Here is a 20,526-nt window from a genome sequence, read left to right as displayed (position 1 = left end):
GGTTACATTTATTACTGGTTATTGTGCAGCAAAAGGTGTAATTGTTGACTACAAAATGAATTCTTACTATAAAATGTAATAGAGGTGACTTATATGCAGGAACAATTTATTGAAGAGATTTTGGATAAATTAAAAACAGGTGAGCTATCTGAGTATTATGTTGAAAAAGAAGCTTTTATGGATTTTCGTCAAGTCCTTGTCAAGAGGGAAGACTTTAAACATTTTCGTGGAATAGGTCAGCGGGGAGGCGATGTATTATATCACTACTTAAAAGAGCCTAGAAGCTAAATATTAGTGGATAAATTTATGGCTAATTTGTGAACTTTTAAAAAAAGTCATAATGTCGATTTTTTAATGCGCTTACAAAAAGGGTTTTATGTTGTCTGTGCTGTTTGAACATGGTATCCTTGCAATTGTATGAATTTCTAATAATAAAATGAGGCTTGTTGATTTACATACTTCGTATTACTTTGGAGAAAATATAACAATTAGTTCAGTTATATTTATCTGACTATAAGCCGTTAGATATGTAATAGCCAGTGTCATTTTATAATAATGAGAAGGAGTTTGATTTAACATGGCAGAAAAACAATTTAAAGTAACAGCTGATACAGGTATTCACGCTAGACCTGCAACTTTATTAGTACAGACAGCTAGCAAATTTGATTCAGAAATCAACTTAGAATATAAGGGTAAAAAGGTTAACTTGAAATCTATTATGGGTGTCATGTCTTTAGGTATTGGACAAGGTGCTGATATCTCCATTAGTGCAGAAGGCAGTGACAGTGAAGAGGCTTTAAGAAGCCTTGATGAATTATTGAAAAAAGAAGGACTGGCTGAGTAATGACATTTTTACAGGGAATTGCTGCTTCAAATGGCATTGCCATTGCAAAAGCATATCGGTTAGTTGAACCAAATTTAACATTTGAAACACAAACAATCGAAGATACGGCATCAGAGGTTTCGCGTTTTAGGGAAGCAATTGCAAAATCTAAAGCAGAACTAGAAGCTATTCGCGACCGTGCTAAGGTTGACTTAGGGGCAGATAAAGCAGCCATTTTCGAAGCACATTTACTTGTCTTAACAGATCCAGAATTAAATGGTCCAATTGAAGACAAGATTCAATCAGATAAAGTAAATGCAGAAGCTGCGTTAAAAGATACAGCAGATATGTTTGTTACGATGTTTGAACAAATGGACAATGAATATATGAAGGAACGTGCAGCAGATATCCGTGATGTTACAAAACGTGTTCTTTCACACCTGCTAGGGGTACAGCTGGTAAATCCAAGCATGATCGCCGAAGAAGTAATTATTGTAGCAGAGGATTTAACTCCATCAGATACTGCTCAATTGAACCGGCAATATGTACTAGGATTTACTACTGATATTGGCGGACGTACTTCTCATTCAGCGATTATGGCTCGTTCAATGGAGATTCCGGCAGTTGTAGGTACAAAAACGGCTACAGAAGAAATTAACAATGGTGACTTAGTCATAGTCGATGGGCTTAAAGGTGAAGTACATATTAACCCGACTCCAGAACTTGTGGAAGAATACCGTAACATCCATCAGCAATTTGAAGCTCAAAAGAGTGAATGGGCAAAGCTTGTTAATGAAAAAACGGTATCAGCGGACGACCACCATGTTGAGTTGGCTGCTAATATTGGTACTCCAAATGATTTAAAGGGAGTAATTGAAAATGGCGGTGAAGGCGTAGGTCTTTACCGGACTGAGTTCCTTTATATGGGAAGAGACCAGCTTCCTACTGAAGAAGAGCAGTTTGAGGCTTATAAAGCGGTTTTAGAAGGTATGAAGGATAAGCCTGTGGTTGTTCGTACATTGGACATCGGCGGCGATAAAGAGCTTCCATATCTTCAATTACCAAAAGAGCTTAATCCATTTTTAGGTTTTAGAGCGATTCGTTTATGTTTAGAGGAGCAGGATATCTTCCGTACTCAGCTCCGTGCGCTTCTCCGAGCAAGTACTTATGGCAGCTTAAAAATTATGTTCCCGATGATTGCAACTTTGGATGAATTCCGTGAAGCTAAGGCTATCCTTGAAGATGAAAGACAAAAGCTTATTGCTGCTGGTCAAAAGGTATCAGACAGTATTGAGCTTGGAATCATGGTTGAAATTCCATCAACTGCTATTTTAGCTGACCAATTTGCGAAAGAAGTGGATTTCTTTAGTATTGGTACGAATGATTTAATTCAATATACAATGGCAGCTGACCGAATGAATCAACGTGTATCCTACCTATATCAACCATATAGCCCGTCAATTCTTAGATTGGTAAAAATGGTTATTGACGCTGCACATGCAGAAGGAAAGTGGGCTGGAATGTGCGGTGAAATGGCTGGAGATGAAACGGCAATACCACTTCTTCTTGGCCTTGGATTAGATGAATTTTCAATGAGTGCAACGTCTATTTTAAAAGCACGTTCACAAATTAAAAAGTTACGCAAGGCTGATATGGAGAAACTGGCCAATCAGGTATTAAATATGCAAACAACCGATCAGGTGATCGAAGCAGTTAATGCTGCAACCAAATAATGATCGACAAAAAAGAGGCAGATTTATTTTGTCTCTTTTTTGTTGTACATGTTTTAGGAAATAGAGGTAATTTTTAGTATAATAGGGATAGACGAGTTTAAAGGGGGATGGATGATGGATTTAAATCTGAGCGGGAAAACAGCGCTTGTAATTGCTTCCAGCCAAGGCCTAGGTTTTGCGATTGCGAAGGCGTTAGTAAAAGAAGGCACCAATGTAATGATTTCAGGTCGAGATGTGGAAAAACTCAAAAAGAAGGCAGCGGAATTAGAGGTTCTGGGGCTTGGCAAAGTGGCCTTCCAAAAAACAGATATAACAAAGACAGAGGATATCAAACAACTTGTATCAAAAACAATCGAGACATTTGGCACTCTTCAATTACTGGTTAATAACGCGGGCGGTCCGCCAGCTGGAACATTTGAGGAATTAACAGATGATGAGTGGCAAAATGCATTTGAATTAAATTTATTATCATATGTCCGTATTATACGTGAAGCATTGCCACATCTAAAGAGACAAGGTGGAAAAATTCTTAATATCGCCTCATCTTCCATTAAGGAACCCATTCCAGGCTTAATACTCTCAAATACGTTTAGAACCGGTATCGTAGGACTCTCCAAAACTTTAGCAGCGGAATTAGCTGAATATAATATACTTATCAACACAATTGCACCAGGACGAATTGCAACTGACAGAGTTAGACATTTAGACCAAATTAGAGCGGATAAACTGGGAGTAGATCTAAACACTGTTGAATTATCAATGAAGGCGACAATCCCTTTAAAAAGATATGGTACACCTGAAGAATTTGCAAATGTAGCGGCTTTCCTTCTATCAGATGCAAATACTTATATGACAGGCAGTTCGTTTTTAGTTGATGGGGGAATGATTAGAGCCATTTAACCTCTCTGCCTTAATACTATAATCAACCTCATTTTACGTTTATTACCAATAATATTTGGTTAAGGTAAAAACATAAAGGAGTGTTTAACATGCGGAGAAGAATAAAAGTGTTTTTACTTATAGTAGGTTTAATGTTTATTGGAACAACACTTACAGGTTGTGGACTCCCTCTAACAGAAGAATTAATAGTAAACCGCTATGCGGATGCTTTGTTAACAAAGAATAATGAACTGCAATTTCGTTTTAGGATAAATAATGAGATTTTAGATAGACATGAATTATATAAAGTAAGGGTTACAATTCATAATGATCAACTTGCCGCTGCAATTGGCAAACGAGAAATTATCTATGGTGAAGATCAAGTTTTAAATGGAGAATATTTAGAGGTGAAGGGGAAAAGTGAAAAGTATATTTTTATGGATCCGCTCCCTTTAAAAGAAGATTTACACATTCATGACCTAAAAAATATGATTGAAAAAAATCAAGCTGTTTCCATAGAAATATACAACAATCAGGAAGTTTTTGGACGTGTTTTTTTAACAAATTTCTCGTCTGAACTTTAGAAAAGTTCGTTTATCCTGGTTTAGTATAGGAGAAGCTAAAAAGGTGCATAAATTTGGAGATTGAGCACGATAACCGGAAAGTACTTTGTTCCGGTTTTTTTCTCGTTAACGATATATAATTAAATAGATAAAAATTTAAAATCGGAGGATGATTCCTGTGTTCACTCCAGAAAATACGATAATTGGATTTATTGGGACAGGTGTTATGGGGAAAAGTATGGCGGGGCATTTATTAGGTGCTGGATTTCCACTAATTGTTTATTCAAGAACAAAGGAAAAGTCAGCAGAACTTTTAGATAAAGGCGCCAAATGGGTAGATTCACCAAAGGAAATGGCTGAAAGTGCTAATATTATTATCACCATGGTCGGCTATCCTGATGATGTAGAAGAGATTTATCTAGGAGTTAGTGGATTAATTAATCATAGCCGTAAAGACAGCGTCCTAATTGATATGACGACATCCTCTCCGTCTCTTGCAGTGAGAATTAATGAAGCTGCAATAGAAAAAGGAATTCATACCATTGATGCACCTGTGTCCGGTGGTGATGTAGGGGCAAAGGAAGCAAAGCTGTCAATTATGGCTGGCGGGGAGGATGAAGTCTTTGAATCTATAAAGCCGCTGTTAAACCTGCTCGGAACAAATATTGTTTATCAGGGAAAGGCAGGTGCAGGTCAGCATACAAAAATGTGCAACCAAATTGCAATTGCTACGAATATGATTGGTGTCTGCGAGGCAATTATTTATGCTGAGAAGGCAGGGTTAGATCCAGAATCGGTTTTAAGAAGTATAACCACAGGTGCTGCAGGCAGCTGGTCCTTAAGTAATCTTGCACCTAGAATGCTAAATGGTAATTTTGAACCAGGATTTTACATAAAACATTTTATTAAGGATATGAAAATTGCTTTAGCGGAAGCAGACCGTATGGAAATGAAGGTCCCAGGATTGGCATTGGCAAAATCACTTTATGAGCAGCTTGCTGAAATGGGCGAGGAAAACAGTGGAACGCAAGCGCTTTATAAATATTGGAAGTCTTAAACATTGAATAAATTCCTCCTCCTTTTTAAAAACTAGAAAGGAACATAAAAGAGGAGGAGATTTTATAATGGCTAAAAAGAATAAAAAGAATGACCCGCAGCAAAAAAACAAAAAGGGTTTTGACTCTGCTGTTTTAAATGAGGAATTTGCTCATGAAATGGGTTCAGCAGCTACCAATAAAATTCACAAAGATAAAGCAAAAAAAGAAAAAGCATCTAAAAATAACGGTAAATATAAAGGTTAATAAAAACAAAAGAACCCTCACTTTTTTCGCAGTGAGGGTTCTTTTGTTATATGTCAGCATTTAAAAATTTCTCCATCCGGTTCAACCCATTTTCCAATGTTTCGTGAGAACAGGCAAAGGATAGTCGAAAGTAGCCTTCACCATACTCAGAGAATGCACTTCCAGGAACTACGGCTACCTTAGCTTCATGAACCATTTTCAGGGCAAAATCAAAGCTATTCAAGGAAATAGATTCGGGAATTTTTACAAAGAAATAAAATGCCCCATCTGGTTTAACTACATTGAGCCCCATTGCGGTAAGGCGGTTATAAACATAGTCACGTCTTATCGAATACTCTTTTTTCATCGGAATAGCGTCATCAATCCCGGCCGTTAATGCAGCTAAAGCGGCTTTCTGAGCAATTGAATTTGCACACGATACATTGTATTGGTGTACTTTTAATATGTGCTTTGTAATATTTTGTGGTGCAAATAGAAAACCAATTCTCCATCCGGTCATCGCATGTGATTTGGATAACCCATTAATAACAATTGATTTCTCCTTTAGGAAAGAAGCAATTGAGACATGTGTTTGATCATAAATTAACTCGCTGTAGATTTCGTCAGCAAGTACAAAAATATCCCGGTCCTTTAAGTAATCAGCGATTTCCTTTAATTCACCTTCTGACAGGCTCACACCAGTAGGATTTGAAGGATATGGTAAAACAATACAACGAGTCTTTTCGGAAATATAAGGTTTAATCATTTCTAAAGTAAATCGGAACTGATTTTCTCTTATATCCACATGAACCGGAACTGCTCCACACATTCGAACAATGGGTTCATATCCTGGGTAAATGGGTCCTGGTAATATTACTTCGGTACCTTCGCTCAGAATCGCTCTAAAGGTTATATCAATCGCCTCACTTGCACCCATTGTGACGATTACTTCAGATTCTGGTTCATAGGAAAGCCCATATTTTTTTTTAACAAAATCACATGCGGCAGTTCGTAATTCAGTGATTCCAGCATTAGGCGTATAAGATGTGAAATTTTCCTCAATCGCTTGAATGCCGGCTAGTTTTACATGTTCTGGTGTTTGAAAATCTGGCTGACCAATTGTAAATGAAATCAAATCGTCTATGTGTGATACCATATTATAAAACTTTCTTATACCTGAAACCTCTATTCCCTGAACTTTGGTATTAATTAAATGCTCCACCCTCGTTCATCCTTCCCTTGCTTTCATGAATACTCTGATTATAAACAGATTTATAGAAATATTCTACAATAATAGGCAGGACCAGGGGGGATTGGAGAAAGTAAAACAGCCTGAACATGTATTCAGGCTGTATTTTGGGTAGGAAGTTTATATAATTTTATTGAGTATTTCTAATATCCATAGTCCCAATCTACTTCATCTTCATGCCAGAAAACAGGGGAAACGGAACCGAATGAAACGACTTTATCATTTAGTTTACAGCTGCATTGATTGCAGCCACATTGATCTTTAATTTCTTTGTACACAGAGAGATCAACATCTTCAATAAATGTAATTCTCTTTTCTTGAAAAAGTATCGCTGTCCCTTTCATGTCTAAGGCACCTCTTTATATTTTTTTTCTTCTTACTTGCATTGTAAGCTTGATGAGGAAAAGGGTCTAGATTTTGTTAAAGAGTTCACAAAATTATCAATAATATGTTTCGAATTTATGTACAAAAAAATACGTAAAAAGCCTGATAAATCCAGCTTTTTACGTATATCGTTCTCCTAACTTTTTAAAGATTGGTTTTTGATATGGACGATTTTTTCGTTGATTTGCAGGTGGTTGTTCCATCTCTACAATGCCTGTAAATTGCTGTAGTATGCCCTTTGCCTGATTAAGTGAAATCGAGGATTTTGGATTTCTAACACTGCCATCTAATTTTCCCAAATGAGGAAGCTCAGAAAAGTCAGCCTTTGTAGGAGGAATATGAAAAGTATAATGACCGCACTGAACGAGGACATCTGATTGCTGTTTGCTATTACGAGGATTTTCCGAAAAATGAAGCCCAATTTTTTTCGCTTTACCTTCGTCTAATAACTTCTTTAATGATTCATGCTTTAATTTATATAAAAATTTGGGGTTTGGAGCTGTCTTTGCATGGCGATTTACAATATAGAGAGCTTGTGAGAGGTTATCAATCGTTATCTTTCCTTTAGGGTGGGGATTTTTTCTTTCTTGAGTCAAAATATGTACTCCTTTCTATTACAAGCAGGAAACTATCTTACTTAGTATGATTTAATTGTAAAATAGAAATTCAAGAAAGTAAAAACATTATTGTAAAAAACAAGAACTTTTACATAATTAAAAAGTCCTTACCCCTTGCAAAGGTAAGGATTTTTTAATTTGTTTTTGATGAAATCAATGTAAATAAAGTTAATTCAGGTTTTGCCATAAAACGAAAAGGGAGACGTGTTGTCCCAATTCCTCGATTAACATATAAAGACAAAGGATTAATCTCACCAATGGAATAATAACCTTCAGGGTAATTTTGAGCAAAAGGCGGAATTACAAGAGCACCCAAGAAAGGCATTTTTACCTGCCCGCCATGGCTGTGCCCGCTTAACTGCCAATGTATTTGATACATTGAGGCTTCATCAGCGATATCGGGGGCATGAGCTAAAAGGAGTTTAAATGAATCCTCAGGTACATGTGTCATTGCCAGTTTTAAGTCAGGTTTACCCAGCATTTGATCATCAATCCCTAATAGTGAAATAAAACTTCCATCCTTTTGTTTAATTGGAAGGGATTCATTTAAAAGAAGGGTAAAATTAGACATTTCCATTAGATTTCTATAGATTTCTGAACCATACCCTCCATGGTCATGGTTCCCATAAATACAATACTTTCCAATTGTTGCTTTTAACTGCTGTAAAATTGGAGGAACTTTGTTAATATCATCATACTTATTTGGCTCGTCCATTAAGTCTCCCGTAAAAAAAATCAAATCAGGCTGAAGTTGATTAATCTTCTCAACTAAATTTCTTAATTGATTAATATTATAATGAAAACCTAAATGTGTATCACTAAATTGTACGATTTTTACTCCATTAAAACTTGCAGGAATTAAGGAATGCTGAATTTCTAGTTTATTTACTTCAAGAAGTGAAGGTTCAATTCGATTGGCATAGAAGTAACCGCCTGAACCTAGACCAATAACGGTGAGAAATGTACCTGCAGTCCTCTTCAGGAATGTTCTCCTCTTCATTTTTTTGTACATAATTAATCTACCAACCTATCTCCCGATTTTTTCTGTGTAAAAAAAGTGTCAATCGTATTTTCTTTAAAAATGAACAATTTTGCAAGCTATATGCAGGAAAAAACATATTATAAAAAAAGGGATATATTAGTTCATATTCTAAAATCAATAAAAAATGCATAAAAGCAGCCGGTTGGCTGCTTTTTCACTTACTTGTAACTTACTGCACGATTCTTAAGGGCATTCCAGGATGCAATAAATTGATCTTTACCTACTCTAACTTGTTTTTTTCCAGAGAGTGGATCGTTTAAATAAACATAGTTTGCATCATAACCCACAAGTACCACAGCATGCAAATCAAGGGGAGTTTTAATAACTTGCTGTCCATGATTCCAAGACTCCCATCGGTCGGGTAATCGATAATCCCCGGTTGTCCACACTACCACAGGGAAACCAGCAGAAACATGCTCTAGAACCTTTTCAAAAGGCTGGTTAGATAAGTTCACAGCTCTTCCCGGAAGTTTTTGATTTATTAGTGCTTCCATCGGTTTATCGAAAACCGCATATCCTGGTTGTCTGCCTGTCATATCTCCGACGAAACCATCAGCAGGATTGCCCCAATGTAAAATATCGCCATTAGGAGATTTTTTTATTGGATCAGAATCTTTCTGAATTGAACGATACAAATCCATTTTATCTGTCTTCACGCCTGCATGATTTAATACCATCGCGAGACTTGTTACCTCACACCCATATCGCAATTCTGGATTTTGTTTAATTAACACAACATCCAGTATGACTGAATCCTTTTTCGCAGGCTGATTTACAGGTGTACCTTCCTTTTTTGAGCTAACAGGACTTGGAACTTGTTCATATATTTGTGTGTAGCTGTCTTGTTCTGATTTCTTTGAAACGGTGTTATCGTCAGTATTATTACATCCAAACAGTGGAAGGATGGAGACAAGCAAGCAAAGTTTTTTCAAAACTTATCCTCCTATCATGTGGACTTGTTACTATGATTCGTTTGTTTCAGTTAGACTATGATGGAATCTTTGGGAAATGAACATGATGTGCAAGATAAGCGTATTGTATATAAGGGTATGGTATAATGAGGAAAATCTTTTTTGGAGGGTACTTGAATGGATGCATTGGATATCCTAACGGATCTTGAAAATGTCATTCCTTATTTTCAACCAATTTTTAGTGCCGATGAGCAGCGTGTCATTGCATATGAGGTATTAGGAAGATATCGATTTGAAGGCAATATCATCTCTTTAGGTCCATTTTTTCTGGATGATCAAATTCCAGACGAATATAAGTATGAAGTGGATAATCTGTTAGTGAAAAAAGCATTAGAACTAGCATTTGAGCTTGAGGATGATGTTAGTATCTTTTTAAATCGAGATGCAGATCTACTTATGTATCAACATGGTGAGCCATTTTTACAAGAATTATTGGCATTTGAAAAAAGAGGAATGAATTTAAAGAGAATAGTACTTGAAATTTCTGAAGGTCGTTATAAGGGCGATTTTGCTCAATTGGATCATCTATTGCAATACTATAGGACATATGGGATTAAGGTTGCTATTGCTAGTATAGATAGTGATACAAATTATTTTGAACGAATCGGCCAATTGAGTCCTGAAATTATTAAAATTAACTTACAAGCGCTAAAATCTAATGCTGCGGCAGCAGGTTTTACTGATGTCTTATTTTCCTTGTCATTATTAGCGAGGAAAATAGGAGCAACATTACTTTTTGAGAATATTGAAATGAGCTACCAGCTTCAATTTGCTTGGAAAAACGGCGGCAGATATTATCAAGGGTTTTACCTTCATCCTCCTGAATCTGAATTTATTGACCGTGAATTACTAAAACAACGTTTAAAAACGAAATTCCATGAGTTTATTACCTATGAGAAGAGAAAACTGGAAGCCATTTATTCAGCAGCAGAATTTTTTCAAAATAAAGTACAAGATATTTTATTAAAGAATAAAAAAGCTAATTATGAGGAATTATTTGGTTCACTTATTAAAGAAATGGATCAGATAGCATTTAGAATGTATGTGTGCGACGAAGATGGGTTCCAAAAGTCTTCAAATATTTATAAAAGTAATGATGGCTGGAATACGCAAAAAGAATATGTTCAAAAAAATTGGAGCTGGCGTCCATATTTTCTAGAAAATATAATTAAAATGAGAAATGAACGTAAGGGAATCCTTTCTGACCTATATAGTGATATTGAGACAGGAGAGACCATACGGACGTTCTCCATTCCAATTAACGGGAATGATTATTTGTTTATTGATATTACGTATCAGTATTTGTTCGATAATGACCAATTGTTATAACTTAATGAGTATAGAATGATTCATGCGGTGGAATTTTAATAGAAACATGATTAAAGGAGAAATCGCTCATGAATCTGTTCGTTAATGCACTTTCAATTGTTATAGTTGGAATTCTTGCGGTTTCGCTTATTTATACATTATCAGTGGCAAGACAGAAAAAAGCCGTTGAAGGAGAAATCGATACAAGTATAGCTAAGCCAGTACAAAGACATATTTATTTGAGTAACCCGATTTTTTGGGCATATGGTATATTTTTCACCCTAGTTTTGTTTATCATCCTATTTGTTACAATCACTTTTTTCCGATAAGGCCTCTCATTGAGGCCTATTTTTTATTAAAATTTTTCGGGAGATTCATTAAATAATTTGGGGGTTCATGTCTATTGATGGTGTTTTTTTACGATTTATTTTTGCAATTGTTAGGAATAATTGTTGTTAAAATGAATAATAACATTCGTTTTATGTAAGGGGGAAAAGGAAATGAAGAAAACATTACTGATGCTTCTTATTGTCTTATTATTAATACCTTTGTCTCCAAACGCAAAAGAGAATTTAAGTAGTAAAAAAGAGGTTTTTAGTATGTTGCAGAATGCCTTTCAAGTTCAGGTTTCTCTGAGTGAACAGACTAGAACAAAAAAAGAAATAAATGATTTATTAGACCCTTATTTCTCAGAAAGTTACCAAAAGTTGTTTTGGGATGAAAATGTCTTTGAAGAAGAGGGGAAATTTGTTACTTACGGTTCAGATTTTGCACTATATTATATTCCTTTTTTCCAGTATTCAGATGAGACAAAAATGATTATTTCTCAAGAAAGCATCTATGTTTTTGAATTTTTTCCTTCAAACAGTGATGGTCCAGTTGGCTACGAGGATCATTATGAGGGAATAATGCTAAAAAAAGAGAATGGAGGCTGGAAGATAGACGAATTTTTATATAACAATATTCCAGATTCCGTCTTGGAAAAGGCTAAAAGCACAAATAAATAAAAAAAGTTCCCATTTTTTTCATTTTTACATGGACAGATGCTGTCTGTTATTTTATTCTTTTAATATTGGCATATTCACCAGGCAAAAAATTTGCTGGAAAAAATCCATAAGGATAGAAATATGTCAAAAGAGAAACATAACAGTAGAAAGTTTGCTTGTGTTTGAAAGGAGACGAAGCATATGTCACAGCTTCAAGGGATATTAACCCGGTTAAAAAACCTTCAGGAACAGTCTAATGGAGGAGAACCGGCACAACGCTATTTCGAAGTAAATGGCGAAAGAAAGTGTCAGGTAACATTTCATCCAAAAACAGAAACATTTGAATTGGAAATATATAATGAAAAGGAAAAGCCAAAACGTTATCAATTTGATAATGTTGACATGATTACAATTGAAATTTTTGATTTAATTCAATAGGGACCGATTCCGGTTCCTATCTTTTTTTGTGTGAAAAAGTCCAATTTTGAATTTATTACGTTTTCATAAAAAAACCCAGTTCTCCGAAAACTATGGTAGAATATACATGTGGTATAACAAACATTGAGGAGTTTTCGGCGATGATAAGTCTTCACAGTGGTGAATTTTTAGAAATAGATATTCGCAAATTAATGATCCCTTCCGAGCGAGTTGCTCATGTGCAGGTTGGGAATAATCTTGAGCATGCACTGTTAGTTTTAACAAAAAGTGGATATACGGCAATCCCCGTACTTGACCCACATTACAAACTACATGGTCTTATTAGCACCCCAATAATAATGGATTCGATTCTTGGTCTTGAAAGAATTGAATTTGAACAACTTGAAAAAAAAAGAGTGGAAGAGGTTATGAATATTTCTGTTCCCCGGGTAAAGAACACGGCTTCCATCAAGACGTGTCTTAGGCTCCTAGTAGATCATCCTTTTTTATGTGTTGATACTGAGGATGGTTATTTTGAAGGAATCCTGCCACGCAGTACATTATTAATGCAGCTGAATTTGGATGTAAATAAGATGAATAAAAGTGAGAAATAAGGCTCCCAATAGGGGGCTGTATTATTTTTTTGTGAAATATGAGGTGTAATAATGGACAATCCAATTTCTAAATCGAAAAGGGGAAAGACAAATAGACCGCTAGTACTCGCAGCCGTAATGCTGGCCATGTTTATGGGAGCGATTGAGGCAACGATTGTTTCAACTGCCATGCCTGCTATTGTTGCTGACCTAGGTGGTTTTACCCTCTACAGCTGGGTTTTTTCAGCATATCTACTAATGAATGCGATAACAGTCCTTATTTATGGCAAATTATCGGATTTATTCGGCAGGAAACCCATTCTTTTTTTCGGAATTATTATTTTCTTAATTGGGTCGATTCTTTGCGGCTTTGCAACATCGATGGAATCACTGATTATTTTTCGATTAATTCAGGGATTTGGGGCAGGTGCTGTTACGCCAATAGCAACTACCATCGTTGGAGATATATACTCTGTAGAGGAAAGGGCACAAGTTCAAGGGTATTTAGCGAGTGTATGGGGAATCTCTGCTGTTACCGGTCCGGCAGTTGGCGGATTATTAGTCCAATACGTCAGTTGGAATTATGTATTTTGGATAAACATTCCCCTTGGAATCCTTTCATTAATCGGTTTAGGATACTTCCTGCACGAAAAGGTTGAAAAGAAAAAACGTGAAATTGATTACATAGGTGCTCTTTTATTAACTGTGTCTATTTCATCATTAATGTTCTTGTTAGTTGAGGGCGGCGGTAGATGGTCTTGGGGCTCATGGCAAGTGATCAGCTTGATTACCCTATTCCTAGTAACGATTACTATGTTTGTCTATCATGAAGGCCGGACAAAAGAACCTGTCATGCCGTTTAATATTTGGAAGGAACGCTCTATTTTCGTAGCAAATGTTACTTCTTTAACCACTGGTATTATGTTAATTGGAATTTCTAGTTTCCTTCCTACTTTTGTCCAGGGGGTAATGGAACAAACTCCAATTGTTGCAGGATTTACATTAACCGCCATGTCAATTGGCTGGCCAATTGCCTCAACAATATCTGGGAAATTGCTAAATTCAATAGGTTATCGTAAAACCTTGCTTATTGGTGGAGCATCGTTGATTATTGGCAGTATAGTATTTGTGACTATGACAGCCTCCTCAGGGCCTCTTTGGGCGGCGTTAGGTTCCTTTATTATTGGTGTAGGCATGGGATTAACCTCCACGGCTTTCATTGTATCTATTCAAAGTACGGTAGGCTGGGAACAAAGAGGGATAGCAACAGCTGCTAATATGTTTATGAGGAATCTAGGAAACACTATTGGCGCTGCCTTGCTTGGAGGAATTCTTAATAATAGGCTGGCAAACTACCTAAATACTAATGCTGACAAAAGTGATGGGTTGACGGTGGATTCAGCAAACCTGCTATTAAAGGAAAATGAAAGGGCAGGTTTACACGAGAATGTGAAGGAAGTGCTTCAGGAAGGACTAACCCAATCCTTACATTGGGTATATTATGTCGTTCTAACATTTTCCATTATAAGTTTAATCCTAATAACGTTTATTCCGAAACATAAACAAGGCTCTGCATAATGATTATGCAGAGCTGTTTTTTTGAATAAAAACTATCTAAGTAATGAAAAGTTTTAATTTTCTCTATATAATAAGTTATGCGGAAGTTTAAACAAGCAAAAGGTGGATGGTTTTGTCTTCTATATCTGAATTTCACTTATTATCTGTTTTAGCACAAGAAATGAATATGAGGAAAGCTTCAGAGAGGCTATTTGTATCACAGCCTGCTCTGTCACAACGCCTGCAAAGTATTGAGAAGGAGTGGGGAACTAAGCTATTCATTCGTTCACAAAAAGGGCTTTCACTTACTCCTGCTGGCGAACACGTCATCCAATTTGTAAATGAAGTACTGGTTAAAGAAGAAAAAGTTCGAGAAACCATTCATTCGCTGCAATCAGGTGTATCAGGAACACTGAAAATCGCAGTTGCTTCAATAGTGGGTCAAAATTGGCTGCCGCCTGTATTAAAAAAATATAGTGATACCTATCCGCAAGCAAAAATTTCACTCATTACAGGCTGGAGCAGTGAAATACTAAAAAGTTTATACGACGATCAAGTACATATTGGAATTACACGCGGACTTCCAGATTGGAAAGGTGTTAAAGTTAAACTATTCAGCGATCCGTTATTCTTAGTGGATAAAGACATAACAAGACCTGAGCAGCTTTTGGAAACGGACAGGCCCTTTATCCAGTTTAAAAGTGATTCAAATTATTATCAGGAAATCCAAGATTGGTGGATGCGTCAGTTTAAAACCTCTCCGAAAAGAACAATTATAGTGGATCAAATAGAGACTTGTAAGCAATTAACCTTTAATGGATTAGGATACTCTATCCTGCCTGGAATTACATTGACTAACACCGAAAAGGAAATTTACAAAGTTCCCTTGCTTAATGAGAATGGTGAGCCTCTAAAGCGTGATACTTGGTTATTAGGCTATGAATCATCCTTCCAACTAAAACAGGTGCAGGCATTTGTAGATCTTATCAAGGAACATAGTAGTCAGAGTCAATGATTGATATTCATTTTTCTTGTTTTCAAAACTTTTGTTTGGTAAAGTAAATTTTAATTCAACTTGGAGGTAGTATGATGAAAATGATGGACGCAAACGAAATTATTTCTTTTATTCAAAATAGTAAAAAGTCAACACCTGTAAAAGTATATGTAAAAGGTGATTTAGAAGGGCTTGACTTTGGAAGCAATTCTAAAACGTTTATCAACGGCAATACAGGAGTTGTTTTTGGAGAATGGGCTGATATTAACCCTGTTTTAGAATCAAACCAAGCAAAAATTGAAGATTATGTAATTGAAAATGATCGCAGAAATTCAGCTATTCCATTGCTAAATACTAAAAATATTAATGCTCGTATTGAACCAGGAGTAACAATTCGTGACCAAGTCGAAATTGGTGATAATGCTGTTATCATGATGGGTGCAGTTATAAATATTGGCGCAGTAATAGGTGAAAAAACAATGATTGATATGGGTGTTGTCCTTGGCGGCAGAGCAACAGTGGGTAAGAACTGCCATATTGGTGCAGGTACTGTTTTGGCTGGTGTTATTGAACCGCCATCCGCACAGCCTGTCATTATTGAGGATGATGTGTTAATCGGTGCAAATGCAGTTGTATTAGAAGGTGTAAGAGTTGGACAAGGTTCAGTAGTTGCTGCTGGTGCGGTGGTTACGAAAGATGTTCCTCCATATACCGTTGTAGCAGGAACACCAGCTAGAAAAATAAAAGATATTGATGAAAAAACAAAGTCAAAGACTGAAATTATGCAAGAACTTCGTCAATTATAGATTAGACAAAGGAGCGTGGAGCATTTCCACGCTTTCTTTCTAGTATAAGGAGTGGATTGTGAGAATGAACCCTTTTGTAAAAATCCGACGCGATCTTCATTTAATACCAGAGTTAGGATTTCAAGAATATAAAACCCAAGCATATTTGTTATCTTATTTAGAGACATTATCACAAGAGAGGTTATCCATTAAGAAATGGAAAACAGGACTGTTTGTTAAAGTTCATGGATTGAATCCTGGAAAAGTAATTGGTTATCGTGCGGATATTGATGGTCTGCCAATCGTTGAAGAAACGGGATTAGAATTCTCCTCAACTCATACAGAACAAATGCATGCCTGTGGGCATGACTTTCATATGAGTATCGCTCTTGGTGTTTTAACACACTATGTAGAAAACCCGATTGAGGATGACCTTTTATTTATCTTCCAACCTGCAGAAGAGGGTCCTGGCGGTGCAGAACCAATGCTGAAATCCGACATCATGAAGGAATGGAAGCCAGACATTATTTTTGCCTTACACATTGCACCAGAGTACCCTGTAGGAACCATTGCTCTCAAAGAGGGGTTATTGTTTGCAAATACATCTGAACTCTTTATTGACTTAAAAGGGAAGGGCGGGCATGCTGCCTATCCACATTTAACAAATGATATGGTGATAGCGGCCTGTTCACTAGTAGGTCAGCTGCAAACAATCATTTCCCGTAATGTGAATCCATTAGACAGTGCGGTCATTACCATTGGAAAAATCACGGGTGGGACCGTTCAAAATATTATTGCCGAGAATGCAAGACTTGAGGGAACGATTAGAACTTTATCGGATGAATCTATGGATAAGGTTAAACAACGAATCAATGCTGTGGTGAAAGGAATAGAAACTAGCTTTGAATGTGAAGCAGTTATTGATTACGGTTCTATGTACCATCAGGTATACAATGATGAGAAAATTACGAGAGATTTTATTCAATACATGAAAACCCAGCCTAGTATTGAAGTTATTGAATGCAAAGAAGCAATGACGGGGGAAGATTTCGGATACATGCTAAAGGAAATACCGGGATTGATGTTCTGGCTCGGAGTAGATTCGCCATATGGCCTGCACCATGCCAAATTAAATCCAAAGGAAGAGGCAATAGAAGTTGCGATTAATCTTCTCACCAGCTACATAACGTTTCAAGGAAATTGATGAAGATTAAATCAATAAGGCATTTCATTTTATTCTTTTGACCTATGATGTTAAACTGAAAATTAGAAAAGATTGTTACATATCGTCGTTTATTCTTTATGTAAAAAGGGTAAACCAATGAAGGAACTAATTATTTAATTGGAGGGATTAGACATGCCAGAACGTATGGTAGCTAAACAAGCACCTAGATTTGAAATGGATGCGGTATTACCAAACAAAGAATTTGGAAAAGTAAGTCTTGAAGAAAACATGAAAAACGACAAGTGGACTGTGTTGTTCTTCTATCCAATGGATTTTACTTTTGTATGTCCAACTGAAATCACAGCAGTTTCTGATCGTTATGAAGAATTTGATGATCTTGATGCAGTTGTAATCGGTGCTTCTACTGATACCATTCATACTCACCTTGCGTGGATTAATACAGACCGCAAAAACAATGGTCTTGGTGATCTAAACTATCCATTAGCAGCAGATACTAACCATGTGGTTGCTCGCGACTATGGTGTCTTAATTGAAGAAGAAGGTATTGCACTTCGCGGCTTATTCATTATCAGCCCAGAAGGTGAATTAATGTATTCTGTTGTTAACCACAATAACATCGGTCGTGATGTAGATGAAACATTACGTGTGCTTCAAGCGCTGCAAACTGGGGGACTTTGCCCAGCTAACTGGAAGCCAGGACAAGCTACTCTTAACGCTTAATTCTAAAATTCTTAAATACGCAGGGCCTAACCTTTAGTGTTAGGTCTTTTTTAAAAAGGAGAATACTTATGAAATTACGGGAGCCAATGCCAGAATTAACTGGTGCAGTTGAATGGTTAAATGGAGAAGTTACAAGAGAGGACCTAGTGGGTGATAAGCCTGCGCTAATTCATTTCTGGTCGGTCAGCTGTCACTTATGTAAAGAAGCAATGCCGCAAGTGAATCAATTCCGTGACCAATATAAAGATAAATTAAATGTAATTGCTGTTCACATGCCTAGATCCGAAGATGATTTAGACCTAGATCAGATCAAACAAGTTGCTGCAGAACATGGAATCAACCAGCCAATCTTTGTTGACAGTGAACATAAGCTAGCTGAAGCATTTGAAAATCAATATGTTCCTGCCTATTATGTATTTGACAGAGAAGGCAGGCTCCGTCATTTCCAAGCAGGCGGAAGCGGCATGAAAATGCTCGAAAAAAGAGTAAATCGAGTACTAGACGAACTAGAAAAAACCGAATAATAATCTACCGCAAGGCTGCTCGTTTATACCGAGTAGTCTTTTTTATTTTTTTTAGAAATATAAGGCAAATGGGTAGATTATTATTTCGAAACCCGTTATATTAAATATTACGTGTTAATTCAAAAAATTAAAAATAGTTAGAAAGGGGTTAAGCCTTTGGAGACATTTAAAAAATTAAGTCCTTACTACTGGCCTTATAAAAAGTATTTCCTTTACTCAATTGCCTTTTTAGTGTTAGTTACGGCAATTACAGTTGTTTACCCAATGATCCTGCAAGTGACAATCGATGAAGTGGTTCTTAAAGGGAAATACCATTGGATTCCATACTTATCAATCGGATTTATTTTATTAATGCTAGTAAAAGGTATAGCTACATATATAAACCAATATACCGGAGACCTATTCGGGATTAGTTCGGTTTACAGGATGAGAGATGCCCTATACGAAAAACTACAATACCTGCCGTTTAAATACTATGATAATGCCAAAACAGGAGATCTTATGTCACGTCTAACCGCTGATGTGGAAGGATTCCGTTTCTTTCTCTCCTTTGGTTTTACAGAATTACTTCGGTTCTTCTTATTAATTGTAATTAGCGTGGGTGTCATGTTTTATTATTCCGTATCCTTAACGATTGTCACATTAATTACGCTTCCATTTTTAGGATTGGCAGTTTATAAATTTGATCGTGCTGTCCATCCAGCATTTAGAGGAATCAGGGAATCCTTTGGAAAACTGAATACAAAAGTACAGGAAAGTATTAGCGGAATAAACACGGTAAAGTCCCTGTCTAAAGAAAACTATGAAATTGGTAAATTTAACGTCTCCAATAATGATTACAAGGAGAACTATTTATTTACTTCAGCAATATGGGCAAAGTATTTCCCTTTAATGGAGCTACTGGGGAACATAAGTGTTATCCTTCTTTTAGCCTATGGTGGTTCACTTGTAATGAATGGTTCATTAAAACCTGGTGAGTTGGTTGCTTTCTATAGTTTGGTTTGGTACATTATTTGGCCAATTGTGAACCTAGGGTTTGTTATTAATCAATTTTCCCAAGCAAAAGCTTCTGGTGAAAGATTAATAGAAGTTTTAGACTCAGAAAGCGAAATTAGTGATCAATCTGAGTTAACCAGCTTTGAGCGCTTAAGAGGAGAAGTTGAATTTAGAAATGTTTCTCTTCGTTATGATGAAGACTCAAAAGAAGCTCTACATGATATTACATTTAAGGCTGTCCCTGGAAAGGTATTTGGTCTAATTGGTTCAACGGGTTCAGGAAAAACGAGTCTCACACAATTAATGACTAAATTCTATGAACCTAGCAGCGGTGAGGTTTTAATAGACGGTAAGTCTGTTAACAGCTATTCCTTAACGGCATTAAGAAGAAATGTTGGATTTGTTTTGCAGGAGTCATTTCTGTTTTCTACAACAATAAAAGAAAATATCTCATATGGTCGACCGGAAGTTACATTAGAACAAGTAATAGATTCTGCCAAACGTGCTCAGGCACATGAGTTTATTATGGAACTTCCAAAGGGATATGAAACGGTACTTGGAGAAAGAGGTATGGGGTTATCTGGGGGGCAAAAGCAAAGAATAGCAATTGCACGGGCACTGTGTATTGACCCTAGCATTCTAATTCTAGATGATGCTACAAGTGCAGTCGACATGGAAACGGAAGTAAACATTCAAAAGGCACTAAATGAAGTGATGAAAGGGCGGACAACATTTATTATTGCCCATAGGATTAGCTCTCTTAAGCATGCAGATGAAATTCTTGTTCTTGAAGATGGAAGGATAGTGGAACGAGGAAAACATGAAGAATTGATTGAAAATAATGGAGCTTATCAACGTATTTACGATATTCAATTTAAAGATCAAAAGACTGTTCTTACCTCAAATATCAGTTAAGGAG

At 36.4% G+C, this 20,526-nt stretch carries 24 protein-coding genes; 19 read left to right on the top strand and 5 right to left on the bottom strand.

Annotated elements, in window-relative coordinates; genetic code table 11:
• Positions 1 to 93: 93 nt before the first annotated feature.
• The 7 genes from H0184_RS02305 to H0184_RS02275 all read left to right on the top strand — a co-directional run bounded on the left by H0184_RS02305 (position 94) and on the right by H0184_RS02275 (position 5,299).
• The gene (locus tag H0184_RS02305; RefSeq protein ID WP_221820466.1) at positions 94 to 288 is read left to right on the top strand and encodes a hypothetical protein; all 195 of its coding nucleotides are present in this window, start codon (positions 94 to 96) and stop codon (positions 286 to 288) included.
• A 289-nt stretch (positions 289 to 577) separates the two neighbouring features.
• Entirely contained in the window at positions 578 to 844 is a 267-nt protein-coding gene (locus tag H0184_RS02300) for a phosphocarrier protein HPr (protein ID WP_221820464.1), read from the top strand.
• Positions 844 to 2,556: a phosphoenolpyruvate--protein phosphotransferase gene (ptsP, locus tag H0184_RS02295; RefSeq protein ID WP_221820462.1), complete on the top strand. Its 1,713-nt coding sequence runs from the start codon at positions 844 to 846 to the stop codon at positions 2,554 to 2,556. Before H0184_RS02300 ends, ptsP begins: the two co-directional genes overlap by 1 nt.
• Before the next feature lie 114 nt (positions 2,557 to 2,670).
• On the top strand, positions 2,671 to 3,456 hold the full coding sequence (locus H0184_RS02290) for an SDR family oxidoreductase (RefSeq protein WP_221820460.1): 786 nt from the start codon (positions 2,671 to 2,673) through the stop codon (positions 3,454 to 3,456).
• An 89-nt stretch (positions 3,457 to 3,545) separates the two neighbouring features.
• Positions 3,546 to 4,019 carry a hypothetical protein gene (locus H0184_RS02285; protein ID WP_221820458.1) on the top strand — a complete coding sequence of 158 codons (474 nt, stop codon included), beginning with the start codon at positions 3,546 to 3,548 and terminating at the stop codon, positions 4,017 to 4,019.
• Between the two features lie 157 nt (positions 4,020 to 4,176).
• The gene (locus H0184_RS02280) at positions 4,177 to 5,055 is read left to right on the top strand and encodes an NAD(P)-dependent oxidoreductase (RefSeq protein WP_221820456.1); all 879 of its coding nucleotides are present in this window, start codon (positions 4,177 to 4,179) and stop codon (positions 5,053 to 5,055) included.
• A gap of 67 nt (positions 5,056 to 5,122) precedes the next feature.
• Positions 5,123 to 5,299 carry a hypothetical protein gene (locus H0184_RS02275; protein WP_221820455.1) on the top strand — a complete coding sequence of 59 codons (177 nt, stop codon included), beginning with the start codon at positions 5,123 to 5,125 and terminating at the stop codon, positions 5,297 to 5,299.
• A gap of 46 nt (positions 5,300 to 5,345) precedes the next feature.
• Here H0184_RS02275 and H0184_RS02270 read toward each other — a convergent pair whose 3' ends face one another.
• From H0184_RS02270 to H0184_RS02250, 5 genes are all read right to left on the bottom strand, one after another.
• On the bottom strand, positions 5,346 to 6,500 hold the full coding sequence (locus H0184_RS02270) for an aminotransferase A (protein WP_221820453.1): 1,155 nt from the start codon (positions 6,498 to 6,500) through the stop codon (positions 5,346 to 5,348).
• 170 nt (positions 6,501 to 6,670) lie between these two features.
• Entirely contained in the window at positions 6,671 to 6,871 is a 201-nt protein-coding gene (locus H0184_RS02265) for a hypothetical protein (protein ID WP_221820451.1), read from the bottom strand.
• 159 nt (positions 6,872 to 7,030) lie between these two features.
• Positions 7,031 to 7,507, bottom strand: a complete 477-nt coding sequence (locus tag H0184_RS02260; protein WP_221820449.1) for a YkyB family protein — start codon at positions 7,505 to 7,507, stop codon at positions 7,031 to 7,033.
• A gap of 154 nt (positions 7,508 to 7,661) precedes the next feature.
• Complete coding sequence (locus tag H0184_RS02255) at positions 7,662 to 8,540, bottom strand: metallophosphoesterase (protein WP_221820447.1); 879 nt, start codon at positions 8,538 to 8,540, stop codon at positions 7,662 to 7,664.
• A gap of 188 nt (positions 8,541 to 8,728) precedes the next feature.
• Positions 8,729 to 9,502: a C39 family peptidase gene (locus tag H0184_RS02250; protein ID WP_221820445.1), complete on the bottom strand. Its 774-nt coding sequence runs from the start codon at positions 9,500 to 9,502 to the stop codon at positions 8,729 to 8,731.
• A 156-nt stretch (positions 9,503 to 9,658) separates the two neighbouring features.
• Here H0184_RS02250 and H0184_RS02245 point away from each other — a divergent pair, with 156 nt between their 5' ends.
• From H0184_RS02245 to H0184_RS02190, 12 genes are all read left to right on the top strand, one after another.
• Positions 9,659 to 10,870: an EAL domain-containing protein gene (locus tag H0184_RS02245; RefSeq protein WP_221820444.1), complete on the top strand. Its 1,212-nt coding sequence runs from the start codon at positions 9,659 to 9,661 to the stop codon at positions 10,868 to 10,870.
• A gap of 68 nt (positions 10,871 to 10,938) precedes the next feature.
• Positions 10,939 to 11,178: a hypothetical protein gene (locus H0184_RS02240; protein WP_221820442.1), complete on the top strand. Its 240-nt coding sequence runs from the start codon at positions 10,939 to 10,941 to the stop codon at positions 11,176 to 11,178.
• 171 nt (positions 11,179 to 11,349) lie between these two features.
• Positions 11,350 to 11,856 carry a DUF3993 domain-containing protein gene (locus H0184_RS02235; RefSeq protein ID WP_221820440.1) on the top strand — a complete coding sequence of 169 codons (507 nt, stop codon included), beginning with the start codon at positions 11,350 to 11,352 and terminating at the stop codon, positions 11,854 to 11,856.
• A gap of 180 nt (positions 11,857 to 12,036) precedes the next feature.
• Positions 12,037 to 12,273, top strand: coding sequence for a YkuJ family protein (locus H0184_RS02230; protein WP_045515459.1), 237 nt, complete (start codon positions 12,037 to 12,039; stop codon positions 12,271 to 12,273).
• A 140-nt stretch (positions 12,274 to 12,413) separates the two neighbouring features.
• The gene (gene cbpB, locus H0184_RS02225; RefSeq protein WP_221820438.1) at positions 12,414 to 12,866 is read left to right on the top strand and encodes a cyclic-di-AMP-binding protein CbpB; all 453 of its coding nucleotides are present in this window, start codon (positions 12,414 to 12,416) and stop codon (positions 12,864 to 12,866) included.
• A 51-nt stretch (positions 12,867 to 12,917) separates the two neighbouring features.
• The gene (locus tag H0184_RS02220; protein WP_221820436.1) at positions 12,918 to 14,423 is read left to right on the top strand and encodes an MDR family MFS transporter; all 1,506 of its coding nucleotides are present in this window, start codon (positions 12,918 to 12,920) and stop codon (positions 14,421 to 14,423) included.
• 112 nt (positions 14,424 to 14,535) lie between these two features.
• Positions 14,536 to 15,417 (top strand): LysR family transcriptional regulator, encoded by an 882-nt coding sequence (locus H0184_RS02215; protein ID WP_313771701.1) that lies wholly within the window; start codon positions 14,536 to 14,538, stop codon positions 15,415 to 15,417.
• Positions 15,418 to 15,491: 74 nt separating this feature from the next.
• Positions 15,492 to 16,202, top strand: a complete 711-nt coding sequence (gene dapD / locus H0184_RS02210) for a 2,3,4,5-tetrahydropyridine-2,6-dicarboxylate N-acetyltransferase (protein WP_221821273.1) — start codon at positions 15,492 to 15,494, stop codon at positions 16,200 to 16,202.
• 58 nt (positions 16,203 to 16,260) lie between these two features.
• On the top strand, positions 16,261 to 17,385 hold the full coding sequence (locus H0184_RS02205) for an N-acetyldiaminopimelate deacetylase (protein ID WP_396953570.1): 1,125 nt from the start codon (positions 16,261 to 16,263) through the stop codon (positions 17,383 to 17,385).
• Between the two features lie 153 nt (positions 17,386 to 17,538).
• A complete protein-coding gene (locus H0184_RS02200; protein ID WP_179597466.1) occupies positions 17,539 to 18,087 on the top strand; it encodes a peroxiredoxin in 549 nt (182 codons plus the stop codon).
• A gap of 68 nt (positions 18,088 to 18,155) precedes the next feature.
• On the top strand, positions 18,156 to 18,611 hold the full coding sequence (locus H0184_RS02195; RefSeq protein WP_221820428.1) for a TlpA disulfide reductase family protein: 456 nt from the start codon (positions 18,156 to 18,158) through the stop codon (positions 18,609 to 18,611).
• A 156-nt stretch (positions 18,612 to 18,767) separates the two neighbouring features.
• Positions 18,768 to 20,522: an ABC transporter ATP-binding protein gene (locus H0184_RS02190; protein WP_221820426.1), complete on the top strand. Its 1,755-nt coding sequence runs from the start codon at positions 18,768 to 18,770 to the stop codon at positions 20,520 to 20,522.
• Positions 20,523 to 20,526 lie beyond the last annotated feature (4 nt).

Origin of the sequence: Neobacillus niacini (genome assembly GCF_019749295.1) — a bacterium.
Classification (GTDB): Bacteria; Bacillota; Bacilli; order Bacillales; family Cytobacillaceae; genus Neobacillus; species Neobacillus niacini_D.
Note: the sequence above shows the minus strand (reverse complement) of the source record. Positions and strands in the feature narration are given on the sequence as shown.